The following is a 15,606-nucleotide window of genomic DNA, read 5'->3' on the forward strand; positions in this document are numbered from 1 at the left end:
CCGGGTGGTGCGCGTACGTGCTGTCGTCGCCGCTACGCCGACGCGAGGTCCCTGGCGGGTCCGGCCGGCCCGGACGATCCGGAGGGCCGGTGCCAGGGGGTGGCTCCCTTGGCGTCACGGGTGAGCGGGATGAAGCGGGCCGGCAGTGCCGTCAGGCTCCGGTAGATCGGGCCGCCGTGGTAGGTCAGCTCCTCCGCGGGTACGGCGAGCTTGATGTCGGGCAGGTAGGAGGTGAGCCGTTCGATCGCCGCGGTGGCGACGAGGACCGCGGTGGAGCGGGCCGGGCAGGCGTGAGGGCCTGCGGCGAACGCGAGGTGGGCCTTGCTGCCGGAGCGGTGGCCCTCCTTCGGCGGGTTGGCGTGCGGGCAGGAGTTGGCGGCCGCGTAGGAGACCATCACGGGCGAACCGACCGGGATGACCGTGCCGTAGAAGTCGACCTCCTGCCGGGGGAAGTGAAGGCTGTAGTTCGCCAGCGGGGAGTCGTTCCACAGTGCCTCGTCGATCGCGTGCTGGATCGGCAGGCTCCCGGTGGTGAGGTTGCCGAAGTAGCGGTCGTCCGAGAGCATGCGGGCGAGCGTGCTGGCGATGAGGTTGGTCAGCGGTTCGTTGCCCGCGCCGAGAACGATGATGACCTGCTGGAGGACGTCCTCCGGGCTCAGCCCGTTCGGGTGGTCGATGAACCACGAGGTCAGGTCGTGTCCGCGCTTCTGGGCCTTGGCGGCGTACAGGGTGGTGAGGTACTCGTTCAGCGACTGCGCACCCCGGGCCATCTGCTCGGGATCGGAGCTCACCATGCCGGTGAGGGCCTCCAGGAGCCGGGAGGCGTACTCGTCGGGCATGCCGAACAGCGCGTTGAAGACCATCAGGGGTATCTGCTGCGCGTACTGGGCGACCAGGTCGACCTCGCCGTCCTCCGCGAACCGCTGGAGGAGCGTGTCGGCGTAACGGAAGGTCAGGTCGCGGACGTCGTGCGGGTCCAGAAGGCTGAAGCTGTCCGTGATGACGCTGCGCAGGTGGGCGTGCTGGGCGCCGTCGGCGAAGAACAGGCTGGGCCGCCACTGCACGTGCGGCATGAGGGGGCTGTCCGGCGGGACCTGGTCCATCCACGGGCGGGTGTCCTTGGACCAGGTGTCCGTGTCGTGGAGGAGGTCGAGTGCGGCCCGGTAGTCGGTGACCAGGTGGACGACGACACCGGGCGAGATCTCCGCAAGGCCGACCGGCCCCTGCAGGCGCAGCAGTTCGTAGCTGCGCCGGGGGTCCGCGTCGTGCTCTGGCCCGTGGATGCGCACCGGGGCTGCGGGAGGAGTGGCGGTCACGAGGATTCGTCTCCGGCTCGGGCTATCAGGTGGGCGGTCAGGGCGATGAGCGCGTCCAGGGTGGAGTTCTTCTCCCGGGTGTCGCAGGTCACCAGCGGGGTCCGCGCGTCCAGGTCGAGCTTGGAGCGCAGGGTCTCGATGTCGTACTCGGGCGACGTCGGGAATGTGTTCACGGCGACCGCGTAGTCCAGGCCGCGTTCCTCGATGAGGTCCATGACCTCGAACGACTGGTCCAGACGGCGGGTGTCGGCCAGGACGAGGGCGCCGATGGCGCCGTCGGCGATGTCCTCCCACAGAGGCAGGAAGCGGCGCTGCCCGGGGGTGCCGTACAGGTACAGCACCACCTTGGCCTGCGGCACGGTCAGGCGGCCGAAGTCGATGGCGACCGTGGTGGTCGTCTTGCCGCGCAGGCCGTCGAGGGTGAGGTCGTCCGCCGATGCGGCGGCGTCGGTCATCACCTCGTCGGTGTGCAGCGTCGGGATCTCGGACAGCGTCCTGATCGCGGTGGTCTTCCCGATACCGAGGGGGCCTGCCACCAGGATCTTCAGCCGCTGGTGGTCGTCCTCGGGCAGATACACAGGTTTCGGGCTAGTGCTGCCTGAGCGCGCGGAGTCCACTCAGCACCTCTTCCAGGAGTTCTTTGGACGGACGGTCGGCATGCGCGTCGGGGAGCAGGGCGTCCGGGGCCGGCACGCGGACCTGCAGGTGGCCGCCGTCGAGGAGTTGGGAGACCAGGACCTTGCACACACCGGTCTGCAGACGGAGGTAGGCAGCCGTCTCACTGACGGTCAGGGCGCCGCCCGTGAGCAGCGAGATGATCCGCTGTTGCACGGGCGTGTGGTGCGGGGCGGGCGGAAGACCCGTGGCGACCACAGCCATGAGCGACTGGAGGGTGTTGCGGGTCGGGGTGCCGACGCCTCGGGTCGCCAGGTAGCTGGGGATCATCCGCCGCCGTTGCGGGGCGCGGCTCATGACGCCCCCTGTGTGCGGGCCGGGACGAACATGAGTTGTTCGCCGAGCTTCTTCGCCTGGCGGGCCATGATGTGCGCGACCGTACCCATGGGCATGTCGAGGCCGCCTGCCACGGCGATGAAGGTGTTGGTGCGGGCACCGGCCGGCATGATCATGTACGTGCCGTGGGTGTTCTGCACGGTGATGGTCGTGACGGGGGTCCCGTCCGCGGCTTCCAACGCCGCGTTGGCCGCGGCGCGGGCCGCGCCGTGAAGGGCGGCCGTCATGGCGGAGATGCCTTCCGCGGTCTCGCGAAGGAGCCCTTCCGTTGCGCCGATGACCATGCCGTCGCTCGACAGGATCAGGGCGTGCTTGACCTCTTTGCTGACTTCGGTGATGGGATTCAGGACCCACGACGGGTCCTCGATCACAGGGCGCGAGGTGGAGAGGGTCACTGTGCTTCCTTCGAGTCGGTGGGGGCGAGACCAGCGGCGATTCCCTCCTGGAACTGGCTCCAGGTGTCACGAGCCTTCTCTGGGTTCAACTCCCGGGACTCGATGACGGGCGCATCACTGCGGGCGGGCTCCGTGCGAGCGCGGCGACGGCGCTGGGGCAGGGCGCTGCCGTCGCCCGGTGCCTCGTCCGGCGCCGCGTCCGGCGCCTCGTCCGGGGCGGCCGGCGTCGGCCACTGGGGGGCCGCGGGGGGTGCGGCGGGCAGCGGAGCCATCGCCGAGATCGGTTCGTGCCTCTCGTCGATCGTGGTCAACAGGTGCGCAGGGATGGTGAGGACCGCACGGACCCCGTTGTACGGGGAGACCTGGTCGATCGAGACCTGGAAGCCGTGGTCGGCGACGAGTCGGCCGATGGCCGCGAAACCGAGAGCCGGCGGATCGCCGAGCTCGGTGAGGGGCATGTGCTGCTGGTCCTCACCCGATACCAGGCGGACGCCGCGGCCGGCGGCCTCCGCACTCATGCCCGTGCCCGCGTCGTCGATGGTGACGCAGACGCTGCCGCTGCCGGTCTGGATCACGCTGGCCTCCACCGCGAGGTCGTCGCGGGAGTGCTCCAGAGCGTTGGCCATGAGCTCGGTGAGGGCGACGGCGATGGGCTCCGCGGCGCGACCGACGACCGCGAGGTTCGCGTCGAGCAGCCGGGAACTGATCTTGATGCGTTCGTAGCCGTGGAGCCGGGACGACGCCCCGCTGACGATCTCGACCACGTAGGTGTCCGGACGCACGTGCCCGGGCCAGGCTCCGCAGACGATCGCGGCCTTCTGGACCAGACGGATGGCCTGCTCGTTGAGGTGGTCGACCTTGAACAGGCTGTCCAGCAGACGCGGGTCGTCGAAGTCGCTCTGCAGGCTCTCGACCTGGGTCTGCAGCCGGTACGACAGAGCCTGAATGTCCTGGCAGGCACCACGGAGCGCTGCGCGGGCGGAGGCGTCGATCCGCCGGCGCTCCTTGGCCACGGTGTCCGAGTAGTGGCCGAGAACGGCTTCGTTCAGAGCGGCGAACCCGGTCCCGGCGAGGGCCTCGTGCTTCAGGCCGGGAACCGGGTGATGCGAGCTGACCAGGTTCAGCGCCAGGCCGGGGAGACGGTCGGCGACGAGATGCTGGAGCTCGTCGCCGAGCTGCTGGAGGTGTTCGCGGAGCTGCTGGAGTTCGCCACGGAGCTCCTGCCCGCGCGTATCGGCCACACTCAGCGCCTCGGACTGCACAGCTCTTTGCGCGAGCAGGGCGCGACGCGAACGCGCCAGCAGCGCCGTGGCTACGGCGCCGGCAGCGGTCGTGGCGCCGAGCACCACTGCGGCGGTCTCGGGAATCGAGGTCAACGGTCGGGTCCTCGGGCTCGAGCCGGCTCCGGGGCCAGACGTTGAGGAGCCACTCGTTCGCGCGGCGAACGAGCGCCCAGCCTTCGGAGTACCGGCAGATTACGGACGGAAAACTGATCGAACGAGCAGCACTGGGCGCAGCCGCGGCAGCGCAGCGACGTGCCATGTCCACGACATAGTAGACCGCACGGACCGTCGGACGTGCACCGCGCCGCTCAGCTCACCACCGAGCTCCCGCTCCACAACGCGACGGCGCTCCGCGCGGGACGTCCGACGCCCCCGCATGCGGCGGCCTTGCAGTCGTGAGCATCATCCTGAACTCCGCGGTCTTCAGCTGGGGTTACGGAGCGGCAACTAGATCCGAGCGCTCCGCTTCTGAGAGATCATTAGATCACATCATGTGTTAAGTACCCGTGCCTGAACCACACTTTGGGCGGCCGGGCGCCCTGGCCCGGGCTGGTGCCCGAGGGCACCGGGCACGCCGGAGGGCGGAGGTGCGGGGGCTGCGACGTACGGCTCGGGCCGCAGTCGCGGCCCGGTGCCGTGCACCGGCGTGGCACCCACGTTCAGCCGGGCTCAACGTCCGAATCCAGAACAGGGCGGTCCCGGTGCTCGAACGCCTGGAGCTCGAGGCGTTCCTCGTCCCGTCCGAGGAACTCCACTTCGGACGCACCGCCGCGCACCGCAGAGGAACGCCCGGCCTACCGCTCCGCGTTCGTCACCGGCCGCCCAGCCTCATCGCCCGCGATCGGACGTGCGATTCTGTGCGCATGTGTTGACTAGTGCTCACTTCCGTTCCATATTGGCCATGTTCGAGCAAGGCCTTCCCCGCCCCTCTGCCTGGAGGCGGCGGCCCTCGGCTGCCGGCGCCCCCGATCCCCGGACACGTCCCGCGCGATGACGTCGGCGACGGCCCGGCCCCGTCCCGCGGCGGCCGCACCGACGGACCGCCAGCACCCCGAAACCCCCAAGGAGCCAGCATGTCCCGGGCACCAGCGCGCCGCCCCGTGCTCGCCGCAGTCCTGAGCCTTCTGCTGGGTACGCTCGCCGGCCTGGCAACGGCACCCCCCGCCGGGGCCGCACCCACCCCCACGACGGCGATCGCGGTCGATGGCACCAAGCCGGGCCTGACCTTCGACGGCGTCGGCGCCATCTCCGGCGGCGGCGGCAACTCGCGACTCCTCGCGGACTACCCCGAACCGCAGCGCAGCCAACTCCTCGACTACCTCTTCAAGCCCGGCTACGGCGCCTCGCTGCAGCTGCTCAAGCTGGAGATCGGCGGCGACACCAACTCCACCGACGGCGCCGAACCCAGCCACATGCACACCGCCGGCACCGTCGACTGCGATCAAGGCTACGAGTGGTGGCTCGCCGAGCAGGCCAAGGCACGCAACCCCGGCATCAGGATCGCCGCCCTGTCCTGGGGCGCGCCCGGATGGATCGGCAACGGCACCTTCTGGTCCCAGGACACCATCGACTACCTGATGTCCTGGCTCGGCTGCGCCACCCAGCACCACCTCACCGTCGACTACCTCGGCGGCTGGAACGAGCGGGGCTACGACAAGGCCTGGTACGAGAACCTCAAGAGCACGCTCACCGCTCGCGGCTACGCCACCAAGGTCGTGGCGGCGGACAGCGACTGGACGGTGGCCGACGCCATGGCCACCGACCCGGCGTTCAAGAACGCGGTCGACGTCGTCGGCACCCACTACCCGTGCGGGTACCTCGGCAGCTACACCACCTGCCCCAGCACCGCCCGCGCCCAGGAACTGGGCAAACCGCTGTGGGCCAGCGAGAACGGTTCCCAGGATGCCGACACCGGGGCACCCGCGGTGGCCCGCGCCATCAACCGCGACTACCTCGACGGGAAGATGACCGCGTTCTTCAACTGGCCGGTCATCGCCGCGCTCTACCCCAACCTGTACTTCTCCACCGACGGCATGTCCGTGGCCAACCAGCCGTGGTCCGGCCACTACGCCATCGGCACGACGACCTGGGTCACCGCGCACACCACACAGTTCACCCAGCCCGGCTGGCGCTACATCGACGCCGCGAGCGGCTACCTCACCGGCAAGCGGACGAGCGGCAGCTACGTCACCCTGAGGTCCCCCGACAACTCCGGCTACAGCACGGTCATCGAGACACTGGACGCCACCGCCGCCCAGAACGCCGCCTTCACCGTCACCGGCGGCCTGCCCACCGGACAGGTCCACCTGTGGGCCACCGACCTCAGGTCGGCCAACTCCGCAGACTGGTTCGTCCGCCAGCCGGACGTGACACCGTCGAACGGCAAGTACTCCCTCACCCTCCAGCCCGGCCACCTCTACACCGTGACGACCACCACCGGCCAGGGCAAGGGCACCGCGACCCCGCCGGCCCCCGCCACGCTCCCGCTGCCCTACGGCGACACCTTCGACACGCCCGCCACGACCACCTCACCCAGGTACTTCACCGACATGAACGGCGCCTTCCAGACCGTCCCCTGCGGCGGCGGGCGGTCCGGCACCTGCCTGCGCCAGATGGCCCCCACCACGCCCATCCGCTGGACCGACGAGCCGTACAACGCCCCCTACAGCATCATCGGCGACGGCAGCTGGAGCAACTACACCGTCACCGCGGACACCCTGTTCGAGCAGAGCAGCACCATCGAGCTCCTCGGCCGCGTCAACCAGCAGGGACGCAACAACAACGGTCTCAACGCCTACCACCTGCGCGTCAGCGCCTCCGGGGCCTGGTCAATCGACAAGAGCGACACCACCTGGACGTACACCACCCTGGCCAGCGGCACCACCACCCCGCTCGGTACCGGCCGGTGGCACACCGTCGCCTTCACCCTGCAGGGCTCGACCCTCACCGCCACGGTCGACGGCGCCACCCTGGGCAGCGCCGCCGACACCGCCTACCCCGTCGGCCAGGCCGGTCTCGGAGTGACCGGTTACCAGACCGACCAGTTCGACAACTTCACCCTCACCCCGGGCTCGACCTCCCCCCGCACCGGTCCGATCACCTCCGCCCTGCCCGGCAAGTGCGTCGACGACGCCGACGCCACCGCCAACGGCGCCAAGGCCCAGCTGTGGGACTGCAACGGCGGGAGCGCCCAGGTGTGGACCTGGGCCGACGGCACCCTCACCCGCCGCGGCAAGTGCCTCGACGTCACCGGCCAGGCCACCGCCAACGGCACCCTGGTCGAGGTGTGGGACTGCAACGGCGGTGCCAACCAGCGGTGGACGCCCCAGCCGGACGGCACCCTCAAGGGCGTCCAGTCCGACCGCTGCCTCGACGACCCCGCCTCCGCCACCGCCAACGGCACCCAGCTGGTGATCTGGGACTGCCACGCCGGCACCAACCAGCGGTGGACCCTGCCGTAGCCCGGCCCGGCCTCACACCCGTGGCGGCCTCCCCCAGGGGGGCCGCCACGCACACCCGAGCCGTCCGACAGGATCCCCCCTCTTGCCCACCCACCCGACGTCCCTCGCCGCGGCGCAGCAGGGCATCGGGCTGATCATCGTCGTTCCGGACCCAGACCATCTCTCCGACACCGGCGGCCCCTGCCGCCCGGAGCTCCGGCCCGAGCCCGCCGCCCGACGCCCTGGAGGCAGGGCGCGGGCCGACGGCTACAGCATCGTGCGCCGCGACGACCCACCAGGCACCGACGTGGTCCTGGCACTCAACCTCACCGCAGGAGCAACACCGTTCCCGTGTCTTCCGCGGGCCACGAATCGAGCGGTGAGCCTGGGTGGGCTGTACCCGGGCAGACCGCGGCCTGGTAGCCGCTGTCGGACGGGCCGAAGCTGGGGTCATCACCCACCCCGTACAGGCCCACCGCCCTGGCATGACGAACAGGACCTCCCGTTGACCGCCTCCGACACCACCAGCCCTGCCGTACTCGAACAGCTGCAGCGCCAGTCCGCGGACCCCGAGCGACGCATCCTGTTCACCGGCGCGACCATCGTCACCATGGACCCTGCCCTCGGTGTTCTGCACGACGCCGACCTGCTGGTCGAGGGCGAGACCATCACCGCGATCGGTTCCGACCTGAACCGGGACGGCGCGGTGGTCGTCGACGCCACCGGCACCATCCTCACGCCGGGCTTCGTCGACACCCACCGGCACGCCTGGGAGACCCAGCTGCGCCGGATCATGCCGGACGTCGACGACCTCGGCGCCTACGTGATGTCCACCCTCGCCGGCTACGCCACCGTCTACCGACCCGAGGACATGTACGTCGGCACCAAGCTGGCCGCCCTGACGGCGATCGACAGCGGCATCACGTGCATGCTCGACTTCTCCCACAACTCCCGTACCCCCGAGCACTCCGACGCCGCCGTGCAGGGCCTCGTCGACACCGGCATCCGCGGCGTGCACGCCTCCATGGGCCCGCACTTCGGTGACTGGGACAAGCAGTGGCCCCGCGACCTGGCCCGCCTCAAGGCGAAGTACTTCGCCGGCGACGACCAACTGCTGACCCTGCGCCTGGCCGCCCTGGCCACCGACGAGATCGCCGGGCCCGCCCTCGCCTACGGCACCGAACTCGCCCGAACGGCCAAGGATCTGGGGATCGGTGTGAGTGTCGACGCCGTCTTCGGCACCTCCTCCTCCCAGTCCATTCTGGGGTGGGACAAGGACGGCCTCCTCGGCGCGGACCTCACCCTCATCCACGCCACCGGCCTGACCCCGGCGGCGTGGAAGGCGATCGGGGCGAGCGGCACGAGCATCGCCCTGGCCCCGACCTCGGACGCCCAGATCGGGCTGGAGACCGCGGTCCCCGCGATCGACGAGGCCCTGGCGGTCGGCGTCCGGCCCGGTCTGAGCATCGACGTCGAGGTGGCGCTGGCCAGCGACATGTTCACGCAGATGCGGGCCCTGCACGCCATCCAGCGGATGCGCGCGGTCAACGCCGCCTACGGCACCGACCAGCGGCCGGCCCGCATCACCACCCACGACGTCCTGGACTTCGCCACCCTCCAGGGCGCCCGCACCAACGGCCTGGCAGGCGTCACCGGCTCGCTCACCCCGGGCAAGAAGGCCGACCTGCTGGTCATCCAGGCCGAGGACCTCAACAACATGCCGCTCAACGACCCGATCGGCACCGTCGTGCTGGGCTCGGACGCCCGCAACATCAGCGCTGTCCTCATCAACGGCGAGCCCCGCAAGTGGAACGGCCAGGTCCTCGACGTCGATCTGCCCGCCCTCCGCGACGAGGTCCACGCTTCCCGCGAGTACGTGCTGCACACTCCCCGCGTCTGACCCCCGCCCCGAGCTACCGCACCTCTGCGCACGTGAGCCCATCGCACCACGGTGGACTATGACGGGGTGTACTGCTCCGTGGCGCACTCCCGGCGGTGTGTGGCGTGGAGGCTGCCGAGCAGGGCGAGTGTCTGGGCGCTCGGGCTTCCGGGTTCTGCGTGGTAGATCACCAGCTGCTGGCCGGATGCCCCGCGGACGTCGAAGGTCTGGAAGGTGAGGGCGAGAGGCCCGACGTCGGGGTGGAGAAGCTCCTTGCCGTCACGGGTCTTCCCGTGGACGGCGTGCGAGGACCACAGGGCGGCGAACTCCTCGCTCGCTTCGGCCAGGGAGCCGACGAGGTCGTGCAGGCGCCGATAGTGCGGGTCGAGGCCCGTGGCGTGGCGCAGTCCGGCAACGACTGCCTCGGCTGCCCGCCCCCACTGGATGAAGAAGCTCCGGGCGGCCGGGTCGAGGAAGATCATGCGGGCCAGGTTGTCCACGCTCTCGAACGGTGAGAACAGCGAGTCGGCCAGCGCGTTCGAGGCCAGGAAGTCGGTGGCCGGGTTCAGGACGAACGCCGCGGCGTTCGGGTATCCGTCCAGCAGTCGCCGCAGCTCAGGGCCGACCGTTTCCCTCGGCTGCGGCCGCGCACCCTCCGGCGCGGTGCCTGCCAGCCGGAACATGTGCTCCCGCGCTTCGTCACCCAGCGACAGGGCGCTGCCGATGGCCTCGAGGATCTGCGGGGAAGGGCTGCGTTCGCGGCCCTGTTCGAGGCGGGCGTAGTAGTCGCTGTTCATGCCTGCCAGGACGGCGACCTCCTCCCGCCGCAGCCCCGCCACCCGGCGGGCGCCGTAGGAGACGAGCCCGACATCGTCGGGTCCCAGGCGGGCGCGGCGAGCACGCAGGAAGTCTCCGAGATCGTTGCTGGTCACCCCTTCAGGCTAAGCCGCGCCTCACGCGCGTGCCTGGGTGCGCCGCACCCAGGCAGAGCCCGTCCTGGCTGTCCCCCCCGCCGTTCGCCGGGCTTGCCGCAGCCACCTGAACGCGAGGACCCGGTCAACCGGTCGGCTCCGGGTGCCGTACGAACGAGTGGGAACATCGCGCGAGCGGCAATGCCAGGCCTGACACCCCGGGAGGATGTCTTCGACGACCCTCAACCAGCCTGGAATTCCCTGCCTGCGATGCCCGCGGCGGCTCACATCAGGTGCAGGGCTTTCTGTCATCCCCAGGTCGTGACGGAGAAGTCGATGGTCGGGTTTGTGGCCCAGGTGACCTTGTCGATCTTTGCCATGGCCACGCGTTTTTGGTCGGTGATGACGCAGATCGCGGCGCCGGGGACGAGTCCCTTGTCCGCCATGTCGCGCTGGCTGTCGATCGAGACTTGTTCGAGTCCTCCTCCGCTGGCGGCGGCGCGGCACGAGCTCAAGGTGGCATCCGCGTCTTTGGGGAGCAGACCTGCGGAACGGCCTCGTTCGGTTTCCAGGACTTGGGTGATGCAGCCGGCCCAGCCCATGTCGAAGGCCGCCGCTTCGGCGGAGGAGAGGTCCTTGGTGTTCACACGCTGGGTCAGGCGGTCCGAATCGAAGTCGATGTGGACGTAGTTGATGTTGTCGCAGGCGGGCGGGGAGAGTCTCATCGGCCGGGGAGCGGATGCGGTTGGTGGCGGCGCCGCCGGGCTTGAGGCCGGGCTGGCGCTGGCGGCGGCCGCCGGTGGTGTGGCTGCGGAGGGGCTCACTTGCACGCTGGCGACGCTGGGCACGGGGGCGGGTGCTGCCGAGGGTCCCTTGGAATCGTCTCCGCCGCCGGCCGCGAGTGTGGCGGCTGCGGTGATCAGTGCGCCTGCCAGGCCGAACCATCCCGCGATCTTCGCGCCGCGGTGAGGGTCGGCCGGCGAAGGTGGGGTGGGCGGGGCGGGATCGGGCTTTGCGGAGGAGTCGGGGGTGGGAGAAGGGGATCCAGGTGTCACGGCAGCTCTCTCGTGTCTCGATGCCGACTGTAGGAGCGGTGGGACGCATACGTGTGAGTCGCAGTTTTCCATATTCAGAGGGTTGTTGATGGACCATCAGTCATGGTTGCGTCACAGGAGCGAATCAGCCGAGACGCTGGTCGAAGAGTCCGTCGAAGGCCCCGACGTCGACGCGGGCGCAGGCGCTGCGGTTGGCGGCCATGCGTCGGCGCAGCCGACGTTCGGCCCGGTCTATGTCGTAGTGGTCGTAGCACACGGACACACGGCGAACAGCCGTCAGCACCGAGGACGACCAGGACGGATCACGCTCCGTGACGGCGGGGTGCCTCCTGGCCGGGCTGGGGCTATGGTCGGCTCATGCAGCGTGACACCAGGCCTCGCGTCGGTGCGGCCCTGATCGACATCGACGGTGTCCTCACGGTGTCCTGGAAGCCGCTTCCCGGAGCCGTCGAGGCACTGGAGCGACTACGCACGGCAGGACTGCCCTTTGCGCTGCTCACCAACACCACCTCACGGTCCCGGGCGTCGATCGCGAGCACGCTCGCCGATGCGGGCTTCCCTGTCGTAGTCGACGACATCGTCACCGCGCCGGTGGTCACCGCAGCCCACCTCGCGGAGAACCGTCCGAGCGCCCGCTGCCTGCTGCTCAACAGCGGCGACATTCGCGAGGACCTCGAAGGGATCACGCTGGTCGAGGAGGGAGAGACGGCAGCGGCGGAGCCTGTGGACGTGATCCTGGTCGGCGGCGCGGGCCCCGAATTCGGCTACCAGGCGCTCAACCGCGCCTTCGGCCACCTCCAGCGCGGTGCCCGCCTCGTCGCCATGCACCGGAACCTGTACTGGCGCACGGACCAGGGCCTGCAGCTCGACGGCGGGGCCTTCCTGCTCGGCCTGGAGCGCGCCTCCGGTCAGCGGGCCGAGGTCGTCGGCAAACCCGCCGCGGCGTTCTTCACCGGGGCGCTGTCGCGGCTGGGGGCCGAGGCGGGCCGGACACTGATGGTGGGCGATGACATCACGTCCGACGTACTCGCGGCCCAGCACTGCGGAATCACCGGCGTTCTCGTCAGGACGGGAAAGTACCAGGACCAAGCGGTCCGCGACGCCGACGGAACCCCCGACCACGTCCTCGACTCCTTCGCCGACCTGCCGGCCCTGGTGGCGACGCTGAACACGTGACGAAGCGGCCACTTCTGCGCTCTCCGATCGGGGCCACAGCGATGGCCAAGGGCGCCTGACCACATCTCCCCTCCGCCGTCCGACCGGGCGGCCGCGGCGACCCACACAACGAGGAGTCCCACCGGGCCGACGCCGCGCGCTCCCCCGCACGTGCTCGGCCGGGGCTGCGCCGGACGGCGCAGCACCAGACGACTGAACCGGAGCAGCGTGCCGCACCGTCATCGGCGGAGTCCAAACCTTGTCGCGAGGGCGCCTTGTGGTGAGCGAGGCTGACCTGCGATGAGTGAGCAAGCATGCGTTGAAGCGGTCTTTCGGACGGCGAGCGGCCGTGTGCGGCGCAATGAGTCCACCGACGGCGTCACGGTCGTGCTCGGCATTCCGTACGCGGCCCCGCCGTTCGGCGCCCACCGGTTCCAGGAGCCGCAACCGGCGCCGGCCTGGGACGGGGTCCGGGATTGCACGGCCTTCGGTCCCATCGCCCCGCAGTCGGCGGAGCTGCCCGGAGCGCCGGCGTGGCACCCCGGAGACGAGGACGTCCTCACCATCAACGTGTGGGTGCCGGAGCAGACGGACGGTGGCGCGCTGCCGGTGTTCTTCTGGATCCACGGCGGTGCCTACGCCTTCGGCTCCTCCGCCCAGCCCGACTTCGACGGGGCAGCCCTGGCCCGCGCCGGGCCGGTCGTGGTCAGCTGCAACTACCGGGTGGGCTTCGAGGGGTTCGGCCATGTGCCCGGCTTCTCCGACAACCGCGGACTGCTGGACCAGGCCGCTGCGCTGCGGTGGGTCCGGGAGAACATCGCGGCCTTCGGCGGCGACCCGGGGAATGTCACGGTCGCCGGGCACTCCGCCGGAGGAGCCTCGGTCGCCTGCCTGATGGTCATGGAGCAGGCACGCGGGCTGTTCCGGCGGGCTTGTCGCGGACGCTGTTGACCGCAGTGGTGGTGAGTTCGCCGCCGGCCGGCACGATGAACAGGGCTGCTTGCACGCCGTCCCGCAGCCTCCGACGAGGGCCGTGGACCGCGGCTCTGGCACTCTGATCGCGTGGACGACTTTGTAGGCACCCAGGCACCGGCCCGCCGTCTTTCCGATCCCCGTGAGGCCGTCGATGAGTTGGAGCGCGCAGTGCCGGGTCTTTCCGCACTGCGTCTTGCCAACCCGACGGACATCAACTGGCACCTGGTGGAGACCGAATTGGGTTGCGGCCTGCCGGCCGATTACAAGCTCCTGTGCCAGCTCTACCCGCCGTTCATCCTCGGCGACTTCCTGGGCGTCGGCGGTCCGGCGCCCGGCCAAGAAGTCGCCTGGGCACGGGATAGTTGGAATGACCTGGAGGACGTTGCGGAGTGGTGCACAGAAGCCGACCTGGCCGTTCCGATGCACCCGTATCCCGCCCCGGGCGGTCTTCTCCCCTGGGCCGGGTCGTACCAGGGGGACCTCTTCTTGTGGACCACCACCCCTGCGAGCCCGGACGAGTGGACCGTCACCGTCGCCTCGCGGAGCTCCGCGTGGTGGCACTACAGCGGCGGAGCGGTTCAGTTCCTGGCCGACCTGGTGAGCGGGGCAGTACAGCCATGGGCGCTGCCTCGCGTTCGCGCCGAGGCAACTGCCTGCTGACTTGGCGAGTGGTGACGGTGGTGAGCCAGGCCGCGGGGTCGTCGTCCGGGCGGGTCTTGTCTCACCCGCCCCCGGCGGCCACCGCCAAGCGGCGCCGGTAGGTGCCGCGCCGTCCGGGCGACCTCGGATCGCTGTGCCGGCCCCACCTCAGGGCGATGCGTCGGCGCGCCCAGCCAGTCCTCCGGCGTGCCGCCCGGGCGGCCGCCGAGGCGCTGCGCCAGTCGGTACGGCGGCCGCCGTGCTCAGGCGTGAGACCAGCAGACTCCGTCCCGAACGGCCTCGGGCGCAGCTGCTTCGGGCAGCGCCGCCGGCGACGTGAATCTTGCTGGTCTGCCCGCCCCGGGAGCGTCCCAGGAGAGCGGCCCTCAGTCGCAGCGTTCGGCGACGCCGGATGCGTCGTCGCTCCTCCCGCTCGGGGTCTGCGTTGGCTCCCTGCCCGTTTTGTTCGTCGAGGCCGCCCCCTTTGACCTGGCCTTCTCTTCCTCGGCAGCAGCCTTCTCCAGGGCGACGAGCACGTCTTCGCTCAGGTGCATCCCGGCGGCGGCGTGGTGGGCGCGCGCGGTGGTGGAGTCGATGCTGACCAGAGACAGGTCCACCATGCCCGTTTCGCGGCTTCCGCGATCAGGCCCTCCAGCAGGGCCTCGAACACGCCAGCGTCACGCCATGGCCGGAAGCGATTGGAGACGGTCTGCCAGGCGCCGAACTCCTGCGGCATCTCCCGCCACTACCCCCCGTCCTGAACCGCCAGATCACGCCCTCGAACTGCTGGCGCAGCCGCTCGGGGTACGGGCCATACTCGCCAATCGGCAGGTACGGCCCGATGAACTCCTACTCTTCGTCAGTCAGTTTCACTCGCGTCAGCAAGAAAGAGATCTACCGGATCAGGCCTCGGAGCGAGGACAAATCCCACAGATTGATCACGACTCAATACGTGCCCAGTAGGCGCGGCCGCAAGTATTGGTCGGAATAATGCGCCAAATCGCCCACCCGTTCGATGGGCGTTCACGCACGCAAGCCCGACGCGCTCCTGGTCCGCATCGCCGACCGCGAGCCACACGTCCGACTCGCGGCCTAACGACCAGAATGTCCGGCCGCGTGCACTAGGATCCGCCTCTAGCATCACTCGATCGACCGTTGCTCACCCAATCGACAGGAGGCCCGATGATCGGCGTGCTCGTGACTTTCACGCAGACCGGCAAGTTCGATCGCTCAACCCTCGCAAAGACTGCCGGCGAACTCCGAGGACCGTTCGAAGGCATGGCTGGCCTTCGCTTCAAGAGCTTCATGCTCGACGAAGACGGCGCTCAGGCAAGGAACTTCTACGTGTGGGATGACGAGGACAAAGCCCGTGCCTTCTTCACGGCGGAGCTCGTCGACAAGGTGACGGGGATTTATGGCGTCCCGCCCAAAATCGAATACCTCGACATCGTGGGGTTCGTCGACAACTCTGGCACCTGATTCTCAAGGGGGATGTCGCGCAAACCCCTGCCGTCCGGGCCGTTTTGGACCATCGGGGCATGCCGCAG

13 protein-coding genes and 2 pseudogenes are annotated in these 15,606 nt (G+C 69.9%); 6 read left to right on the forward strand and 9 right to left on the reverse strand.

Features of this window, described 5'->3' with window-relative positions:
* Positions 1 to 32 precede the first annotated feature (32 nt).
* Genes OG871_RS01920 through OG871_RS01940 form a run of 5 tightly spaced genes read right to left on the reverse strand, consistent with a single transcriptional unit; the run spans position 33 to position 4,098 of the window.
* Positions 33 to 1,316 (reverse strand): cytochrome P450, encoded by a 1,284-nt coding sequence (locus OG871_RS01920; RefSeq protein WP_371493781.1) that lies wholly within the window; start codon positions 1,314 to 1,316, stop codon positions 33 to 35.
* Complete coding sequence (locus tag OG871_RS01925; protein ID WP_371493782.1) at positions 1,313 to 1,894, reverse strand: ATP/GTP-binding protein; 582 nt, start codon at positions 1,892 to 1,894, stop codon at positions 1,313 to 1,315. The genes OG871_RS01920 and OG871_RS01925 overlap by 4 nt, the downstream gene beginning before the upstream one ends.
* A gap of 10 nt (positions 1,895 to 1,904) precedes the next feature.
* A complete protein-coding gene (locus OG871_RS01930) occupies positions 1,905 to 2,288 on the reverse strand; it encodes a DUF742 domain-containing protein (protein WP_371493783.1) in 384 nt (127 codons plus the stop codon).
* On the reverse strand, positions 2,285 to 2,722 hold the full coding sequence (locus OG871_RS01935) for a roadblock/LC7 domain-containing protein (protein WP_371493784.1): 438 nt from the start codon (positions 2,720 to 2,722) through the stop codon (positions 2,285 to 2,287). Before OG871_RS01935 ends, OG871_RS01930 begins: the two co-directional genes overlap by 4 nt.
* Positions 2,719 to 4,098, reverse strand: coding sequence for a sensor histidine kinase (locus tag OG871_RS01940; protein ID WP_371493785.1), 1,380 nt, complete (start codon positions 4,096 to 4,098; stop codon positions 2,719 to 2,721). The genes OG871_RS01935 and OG871_RS01940 overlap by 4 nt, the downstream gene beginning before the upstream one ends.
* Before the next feature lie 980 nt (positions 4,099 to 5,078).
* On the opposite strand from OG871_RS01940, the gene OG871_RS01945 reads away from it, so the two are divergent.
* Positions 5,079 to 7,466 carry a ricin-type beta-trefoil lectin domain protein gene (locus OG871_RS01945; RefSeq protein WP_371493786.1) on the forward strand — a complete coding sequence of 796 codons (2,388 nt, stop codon included), beginning with the start codon at positions 5,079 to 5,081 and terminating at the stop codon, positions 7,464 to 7,466.
* A 484-nt stretch (positions 7,467 to 7,950) separates the two neighbouring features.
* Complete coding sequence (locus tag OG871_RS01950) at positions 7,951 to 9,345, forward strand: amidohydrolase family protein (RefSeq protein ID WP_371493787.1); 1,395 nt, start codon at positions 7,951 to 7,953, stop codon at positions 9,343 to 9,345.
* Between the two features lie 56 nt (positions 9,346 to 9,401).
* Here OG871_RS01950 and OG871_RS01955 read toward each other — a convergent pair whose 3' ends face one another.
* The 3 genes from OG871_RS01955 to OG871_RS01965 form a co-directional block, all read right to left on the reverse strand.
* On the reverse strand, positions 9,402 to 10,256 hold the full coding sequence (locus OG871_RS01955) for a helix-turn-helix transcriptional regulator (RefSeq protein WP_371493788.1): 855 nt from the start codon (positions 10,254 to 10,256) through the stop codon (positions 9,402 to 9,404).
* A 287-nt stretch (positions 10,257 to 10,543) separates the two neighbouring features.
* Positions 10,544 to 10,960 (reverse strand): hypothetical protein, encoded by a 417-nt coding sequence (locus tag OG871_RS01960; RefSeq protein ID WP_371493789.1) that lies wholly within the window; start codon positions 10,958 to 10,960, stop codon positions 10,544 to 10,546.
* 454 nt (positions 10,961 to 11,414) lie between these two features.
* On the reverse strand, positions 11,415 to 11,546 hold the full coding sequence (locus tag OG871_RS01965) for a hypothetical protein (RefSeq protein ID WP_371493790.1): 132 nt from the start codon (positions 11,544 to 11,546) through the stop codon (positions 11,415 to 11,417).
* Positions 11,547 to 11,647: 101 nt separating this feature from the next.
* On the opposite strand from OG871_RS01965, the gene OG871_RS01970 reads away from it, so the two are divergent.
* The 3 genes and pseudogenes from OG871_RS01970 to OG871_RS01980 all read left to right on the forward strand — a co-directional run bounded on the left by OG871_RS01970 (position 11,648) and on the right by OG871_RS01980 (position 14,080).
* A complete protein-coding gene (locus OG871_RS01970) occupies positions 11,648 to 12,466 on the forward strand; it encodes an HAD-IIA family hydrolase (protein ID WP_371493791.1) in 819 nt (272 codons plus the stop codon).
* A gap of 279 nt (positions 12,467 to 12,745) precedes the next feature.
* A pseudogene (locus tag OG871_RS01975) lies at positions 12,746 to 13,378 on the forward strand (carboxylesterase family protein); the annotation flags it as partial.
* 129 nt (positions 13,379 to 13,507) lie between these two features.
* Complete coding sequence (locus OG871_RS01980) at positions 13,508 to 14,080, forward strand: SMI1/KNR4 family protein (RefSeq protein WP_371493793.1); 573 nt, start codon at positions 13,508 to 13,510, stop codon at positions 14,078 to 14,080.
* Between the two features lie 309 nt (positions 14,081 to 14,389).
* Here OG871_RS01980 and OG871_RS01985 read toward each other — a convergent pair.
* Positions 14,390 to 14,902 (reverse strand): annotated as a pseudogene (locus OG871_RS01985) (transposase); the annotation flags it as partial.
* A 339-nt stretch (positions 14,903 to 15,241) separates the two neighbouring features.
* On the opposite strand from OG871_RS01985, the gene OG871_RS01990 reads away from it, so the two are divergent.
* Positions 15,242 to 15,538: a hypothetical protein gene (locus tag OG871_RS01990; protein ID WP_371493794.1), complete on the forward strand. Its 297-nt coding sequence runs from the start codon at positions 15,242 to 15,244 to the stop codon at positions 15,536 to 15,538.
* Positions 15,539 to 15,606: the final 68 nt, after the last annotated feature.

Origin of the sequence: Kitasatospora sp. NBC_00374 (assembly GCF_041434935.1) — a bacterium.
In the GTDB taxonomy this organism is placed as follows: Bacteria; Actinomycetota; Actinomycetes; order Streptomycetales; family Streptomycetaceae; genus Kitasatospora.

Excerpts from the sequence above, each read along its gene's own strand:
- OG871_RS01930 (WP_371493783.1), bottom strand. The coding sequence starts at position 2,288 with ATGAGCCGCGCCCCGCAACGGCGGCGGATGATCCCCAGCTACCTGGCG.
- OG871_RS01945 (WP_371493786.1), top strand. The coding sequence starts at position 5,079 with ATGTCCCGGGCACCAGCGCGCCGCCCCGTGCTCGCCGCAGTCCTGAGC.
- OG871_RS01960 (WP_371493789.1), bottom strand. The coding sequence starts at position 10,960 with ATGAGACTCTCCCCGCCCGCCTGCGACAACATCAACTACGTCCACATC.
- OG871_RS01970 (WP_371493791.1), top strand. The coding sequence starts at position 11,648 with ATGCAGCGTGACACCAGGCCTCGCGTCGGTGCGGCCCTGATCGACATC.
- OG871_RS01990 (WP_371493794.1), top strand. The coding sequence starts at position 15,242 with ATGATCGGCGTGCTCGTGACTTTCACGCAGACCGGCAAGTTCGATCGC.